The 5124-nt window shown below is 43.1% G+C and carries 2 protein-coding genes, 3 pseudogenes and 1 riboswitch; all 5 genes and pseudogenes read right to left on the reverse strand.

What is annotated here, in order from left to right; genetic code table 11:
- Window positions 1-279 precede the first annotated feature (279 nt).
- Entirely contained in the window at window positions 280-1734 is a 1455-nt protein-coding gene (locus BUB67_RS15725) for a PAS domain-containing protein (RefSeq protein WP_238457092.1), read from the reverse strand.
- A gap of 99 nt (window positions 1735-1833) precedes the next feature.
- Window positions 1834-1921: riboswitch (cyclic di-GMP riboswitch) on the reverse strand.
- Between the two features lie 168 nt (window positions 1922-2089).
- Window positions 2090-2400: pseudogene (locus BUB67_RS17045) on the reverse strand (ATP-binding protein).
- A gap of 168 nt (window positions 2401-2568) precedes the next feature.
- On the reverse strand, window positions 2569-3423 hold the full coding sequence (locus BUB67_RS15735) for a LysR family transcriptional regulator (protein WP_003543356.1): 855 nt from the start codon (window positions 3421-3423) through the stop codon (window positions 2569-2571).
- A 277-nt stretch (window positions 3424-3700) separates the two neighbouring features.
- A pseudogene (locus BUB67_RS17355) lies at window positions 3701-4762 on the reverse strand (IS200/IS605 family accessory protein TnpB-related protein).
- 51 nt (window positions 4763-4813) lie between these two features.
- Window positions 4814-5086, reverse strand: a pseudogene (locus BUB67_RS17360) (AAA family ATPase); the annotation flags it as partial.
- Window positions 5087-5124 lie beyond the last annotated feature (38 nt).

Consider the following 5124-nt stretch of genomic DNA (forward strand, 5'->3'; position numbering starts at 1 on the left):
CCCGTGGCTGGCCTCGCTTGGTTAATAATTTAGCTACCCATTGCCTGTTGTGTGGTTACCAGGCCAAGAAGGAGTTGATTGACGAGGAAGTTGTTCGCCTGGCGATCCAGGAAATGGGGTTGTAGTTATCCCGTTCGGTCACACCTTTGTGTGGCCGTTTTTTTGCCATATTAGCATGATATTGTGAAAAAGGATATTACCAATAACCAAATTTATTTGCAAGATTATCATATTATGGCGACATTTTATGCCATTTGTTTGTGAAAAACAGGTGCAGTTTTAATTTGCAAATTCACAAATACCTACTTTTCCAATGTCATGCAGCACAGCTAATAAAGCCAGCTCGCCCAGTTCTTTTACAGAAAGTCCCATTTCTCTGCCTATTGTAAGGCAGTAGTTTTTCAAACGTTCGGCATGTTCCTCCGTTTCCATGCTTTTGGCAAACAGGGTGGCAAGCAGGGTATTGATAATGCCATTATGGTAGCTTTTGCTCTCAAGAAGCTTATGACGGTACATCCATTCCTCTGCTTCTTTCACAATTTGCCAGAGGCTTTCTGATGCTTTTGTCTTCACCGCATAACCCATGGCTATGCTAAGTTGCACGGGTCCGTCGCTATCCTTCAAACACCTGTTTTTAATCCGTTCAATGATTTCTTCTGCGGTTTTGGCGGAAGTCCGGGGCATGAGGATAAGAAATTCGTCCCCTCCCCAGCGGGCGATGATGTCTTCTTTCCGGCAGCTTTCCTTTATTGTCTCTGCCGCTTTTTTAAGGAGCTTGTCCCCGTCTTCGTGGCCGAAGACATTGTTAACCAGTTTCAGCCCGTTGACATCGCCCATAATTACTGTAAGAGACAGTTCCCGGGACATATCCAGCCGCTTGATTTGTTCTTCCATAAACCGGCGGTTGAATAGTCCCGTCAGGGAATCATGGTGGCTTAAGTAGAGGATTTTCTCCTGCTGTTCTTTTTCCCGGGTAACATCACGGAAAACCATGACCACACCGAAAGTTTGCCCTTTTTCGTCTTTGATGGGAGCAGCGCTGTAGGCTATTGGTATCTTACGCCCGTCTTTGCTAATTAAAGCTGTATGATTAGCCAAGCCGATAGTTTTTCCCGTCCGGAGCGCTTTAGCTACTGGTTCTTCAATCTCTTCCCCGGTAGCTTCGTTGACTAGTTTGAAAACCTCTGAAAAAAGTCTGCCTTTTGCTTCTTCTTCATCCCAGCCTGTAATCTCTTCGCTCACTTTATTCATTGATGTTATTCTGCCTGTTTGGTCGGTGGTGACTACTCCGTCGCCGATGGAAAGGAGGGTGGTACGCAGCAGTTCTTTTTCCCGGTATAGTTCTACTTTATACTTCTCCCGGTCCGTAACATCGAAAATGATGGAAAAAAGCAATTTTTCTCCGCTATAAGTTACAGGGCAGGAATAAACATCAACCAGCCTGATTTCCCCGCTCTTTAAACGATGCGGGAAAACAAAATACCTTTGTTTTTCCTTTAAGGGCATGAGCCGCCGTCTTTCTACTTCTTCCTTGGGCAGCATGTTGATGTCCTGAATATGCATGTTTAAGATTTCTTCCCTGGTATAGCCGTAAAAAGTACAGACGGCAGGATTGGCTTCTACGATTTTGCCGGTTATAGGCTCGATGAGGAGCATGACGGCGGTATGTTCGATGAACGTGGCGTGTAGCCGTTGCAAAAGCTTATGTTCTTCCATAGTTTTTATTTCTTCCATATTAACCACACCTCCCGTCTGGGCTTTGCACCAGAAGCTGTCTAACCTTGACAACTCGTATATTAAAAAACTCTATGCCAGAAGCATAGAGTCTTTCTTTGCTGCAACCGGCTGCCATAGAATTTCTTTACTCCTTAGGCCCTTGGCTTTGCGCCACCGCCTTTCGACGGGTTTGCCCAATATACATCTAATTTCACATATAAAATTATCACATAAAAATGTACAAAAAACTTATTTATTGTACTGTTATATGAAATTTTACTATTTTTTGATTTTTTCAAGAATATTCTTGGTTTTTCTCCATTTTTCTTGCCCTATCTTTACAATAAAACCTCCCTTACCTCAACCCCCGCCTTCAATGCCGCAAGCGGTATCTATCTCCGCTGAAGGCTAAAATATGGGCGTGGTGTACCAACCTGTCAACTAGGGCGGCTGTTAATTTTGTATCACCAAAAATGCTGCCCATTGTCCAAACTCTAGGTTGGAAGTCACTATTACACTCTGGCGTTCATAGCAAACGGCGATGACATGGAAAAGTAATTCCGACCCGGTCTGATGAAATGGTACGCACCCTAGTTCGTCCAGTATTAATAAGTCTGCTTTCAGTAATTCTTTACGGAATTTGGTCAGGGTACCTTCGGCATGTTTCTGTTGTAGCACACTCACCAAGTCGGATACACGAAAGAAACGTACAATTTTTCCCTTCCGACAGGCCTCAACCCCCTAAGGCTATGGCCAGATGTGTTTTGCCGGTACCTACTGCGCCAGCCGGTGACATATACCTCTGGTTTGAATTAGTTACAACACGGTTTCTGGCTATTAAACTGGGATTGTTTAAATATCAAACAGGAGCGATTTATAGGAAGACACGCAATCCTTTTTCAATACAGCAGATACAACTCTGTGCAGAGGGAATTTTTTTATTTCTCGTGCTATAACTCCTTGGTTGCTCATACTATCTGCTACCATTTTAGGTACTATGGTTATGCCAAATCCCTTTTCTACATAATTAATTAATGACTCAGTTAGTTCCAATTCAAGTGTTATATTTGGTGTAACACCCATAAAGCTGCAATGATTGCGAATAGCAGCCCTTATAGGGCAGGGGTCTTTATATAATATTAACTTTTCCTTTACTATAGATAAAAAATCAATTTCTTCAGTTTTAACCATAGGGTGAGATGCTGACATAACCACGAAAAATGGCTCTACTACTAATGGAAAAATAGCAATATCCGATTCTTGTACAGCATCAGATACAAAAGCAATATTTAAAAAGTCATTCTTTACACTGTTGATCAGCTGAGAATTAGTATGCATAGCTTCTATATAAACTTCATAATTCATCATTTTAAGCTTCTCGATATATTTAGGCAAAAAATATGTTATTAAATTTGGCAGACCGCCAATTTTGATAACATTTTCTTTATCAAATGATTTTATCTGCTTTATTGTTTCGTTTATTGTTTCCATTATTAAATTACAACGTTCATAGAAATATCTACCGGCAGGTGTAAGTTTTATTCCGGTTGGAGTTCTTAATAACAGGGAACAGCCCAAGGATTTTTCCAATAGACCCAATTGTTTAGTAAGCGCGGGTTGCGAGATATACAGATATTGTGAGGCTTTATTTAAACTTCCATATTCTACGATTGCTAAAAAATACTTAATTTGTTCTATGCTTAGCATAAGGTACCTGGTTTCTAAAACTTACGCATACTTACTTAAAATATAGCGTAAGTTTTTCACCCGTCCGACTAACGGGCGGCAGTGTCACAGGATTCAACTGCCGGGCCATAAGCTCTCGCTTATGTTCCGGGTGGTTTACCTTGCGGTTCACCGCCGTCAGCTTATGCTGTCCGTCCGGCCCGGAAAGGGTGTTACCCTTGCCTCGGTAGTTAACTTTTGACAGCAGCCTTTCACAGCGTGTACTGCTGCCATAACGCAAACTTATGAGAATAGGGTCTTACCCTACACCTAACAGTTCTTTCCGGTGAACCTGCCAGGAAACCAGGCTGTTCACTCCTTTCTTCTTTAGCTGTTTTAATATTGCTTTCTTGACAGCAGACCACTGCTGCCAGTTATTTAACTTTTTAAAGCCTTCTTTTGCTTTAATAAACCTGTCTACCAACCGTTTAGGAACTCTTTCATAGTCAAACCCCAGACCCCTCCGGGCTATCACTAAGGCTGCTGCCTGGTGGTTTGATAATCCGTACTGGTGCTGGTATTTCAGAATTCCTATCTTCTACTGCCAGGGCACCGCCTGTTTCTTTTGCCCCCCAACAGCACCGTGGGCATGATAGGGATCCGGCATATCTTCTTCGATGGTGACATGAATATAGTACCTGCCGTCCTTACGAATTATTTCTACTTGGTAGGAGCCACCTGTTTTAAGGTAGTCCAAAACCATCTGCTGGTAGTTTCGACCATTGATTTTTCTTGTTTTTTTTGAGGGTTTATGAGCCAATTAGACCAGCACTGTAATCCGGTTATATCTGACAGATTTCTCCGTCGGCACCTGTTCCGCTGCTATATCAAGATAGATTTGACCATCAACTTCGTATAATCGTGTATTCAAGTTGCCGCCCTTGGTTTTGTCTCCCCGGGACAGGTAACGGTTGCTTCTTGCTTCCTGCCACTCTTCCCGGGTGATATTGCCCTTACACCTTTCCAGAAACAGTCTCTTTCCTCCGAAAACTATTGTCGGAAAGGTCTTGGCTTCCAGGTGTTTTTGCCAGTCTGCCAGCTTCCTCTGTTCCTTTTCCAGTCGTTTTTGCAGGTTGGCTTTTTTCTTGGACGATTTGGCTTTAGTTATTCGCTTTTGGGTAAACTCTACTTTGGCCAGGGCATTGGCGTAATGTAACTTTACCAATTCATATTGGCTTTTGATGGTGCTTTGGGCATCATACACCGCATCGTTGGCCTGGCGGGAGTTGAGGTTAAACTTGACCTGCACCAGCTTTTTTGCCACTCTACCGCCGCGTTTTCCGTAAAGTCTGGCTGAAAAACCGGTTACTATGGCTATCATGTCTTCTACCAGTTCTTCTTGCGGTTCTTTATTGGGCCGGTCATCTACTTCTTCGATAACCACGTTAAATTGTCGGCAAAATTCTTTGAGATAAGGGAAATAAATCACCTTGTACAAAGAAGGATTCAAAGAATCGGCAAAAGCCCTGAGGGTGAAAGTCTTTCCGGCACCCGGCTCACCGACTAAAAGCCCCATGCCCTTTACCTTTTTAAGATAATCCAGCCGGGCTCGTGCTTCGGCAAAAGCCGCAGAAACAAAAGAATCGGCTGTTTTTAAACCCTTGACAAAGGGCTCCCGGGAAAGGGAATAAAAAGCCTTGTACATTAGCTTTCCTCCTTCCCGGTGGACATCTCCCGGAAAGA

Source organism: Desulforamulus putei DSM 12395 (assembly GCF_900129195.1).
In the GTDB taxonomy this organism is placed as follows: domain Bacteria; phylum Bacillota; class Desulfotomaculia; order Desulfotomaculales; family Desulfotomaculaceae; genus Desulfotomaculum; species Desulfotomaculum putei.